Below are 1,191 nucleotides of genomic sequence, written 5' to 3' on the forward strand. Positions count from 1 at the left end.
CTAGTGACCTGGTTCGGAGATGCGTGAGCAGTAGCGGCAGATCCGGTCGAGGATCTGGTCGGCGGTCTTGGTCCACTTGAAGGGCCGGGCCTCGTCGTTCCAGACCTTGACCCAGTTCTCAAGTGCGGCCTTGAGGTCGTCGAGAGAGCAGAACACCCCACGCTCGAGGCAGCGCCGTTCCAGCTCGGCGAACCACCGTTCGACCTGGTTGATCCACGACGAGTACGTCGGCGTGAAGTGAAGCTGGAAGCGTGGATGCGCCAGCAGCCACTTGTGGACGACCGGCGCCTTGTGGGCGGAGAGATTGTCGCAGATCACGTGGACCGCCAGGCCCTTGTCGGTCTGGCGGTCGATCTCGTCGAGGAAGTCCCGGAAGTCCACGGCCCGGTGCTGCGCGGACAGCTTCGTGATCACCTTTCCGGTCGCGGTATTCAGGGCGGCGAACAGGTCCACGGTTCCGTGCCGGACGTAGTCGAAACTGCGCCGCTCAGGCACTCCCGGGACCATGGGCAGCACCGGCGCGGTCCGCTCCAGGGCCTGGATCTGCGGTTTCTCGTCCACCGCGAACACCGCCGCGTTCGCCGGCGGGGCCAGGTAGAGACCGACGACGTCACGGACCTTGTCGATCAGGAACGGGTCCGGGGAGACCTTGAAGGTCTCGGTCCGCCATGGCTGCAGGCCGAAGGCGTGCCAGATCCGCAGCACGCTGGCAGGAGAGATCCCCACGACCTTGGCCAGCTCCCGCTTCGACCAGTGTGTACCGCCCGCGGGTGTCTCTTCCAAGGTGCGGACCACCACCTCTTCGACTTGGGCGTCGGTGATGGTCCGCGGCACCCCGGGCCGTGGTTCGTCCGACAGGCCGTCGAGGCGGTCCCGCAGGAACCGGGTCCGCCACTTGGCGACGGTGCCCCGGTTTACATCCAGCCGGGCCGCGACGGCCAGGTTCGGTCCGCCCTCCGCACACGCCAGCACGATCCTCGCCCGCAGGGCCAGCCCCTGCGCGGTCGTACGGCGCTTGACCCAGTTGTCCAACACCCGTCGCTCGGTCTCACTCAGGACCAGCGGCTCCAGCCTGCTGTCACCCACAACCGACAGCACACCGCAGCCAGCCGGCTCGCGGCACCCAAACCCGTGAACTGGTGCGGAAAACGACTCACGTGGTGCCAGAGCAACTCACAACCAGATCACTAG

1 protein-coding gene is annotated in these 1,191 nt (G+C 66.8%); it reads right to left on the minus strand.

What is annotated here, in order from left to right:
* A complete protein-coding gene (locus ACIREO_RS39680; RefSeq protein ID WP_404119973.1) occupies positions 1-1,086 on the minus strand; it encodes an IS630 family transposase in 1,086 nt (361 codons plus the stop codon).
* Positions 1,087-1,191 lie beyond the last annotated feature (105 nt).

It is taken from the genome of Streptomyces sp. NPDC102441, from assembly GCF_044765585.1.
GTDB lineage: Bacteria > Actinomycetota > Actinomycetes > Streptomycetales > Streptomycetaceae > Streptomyces.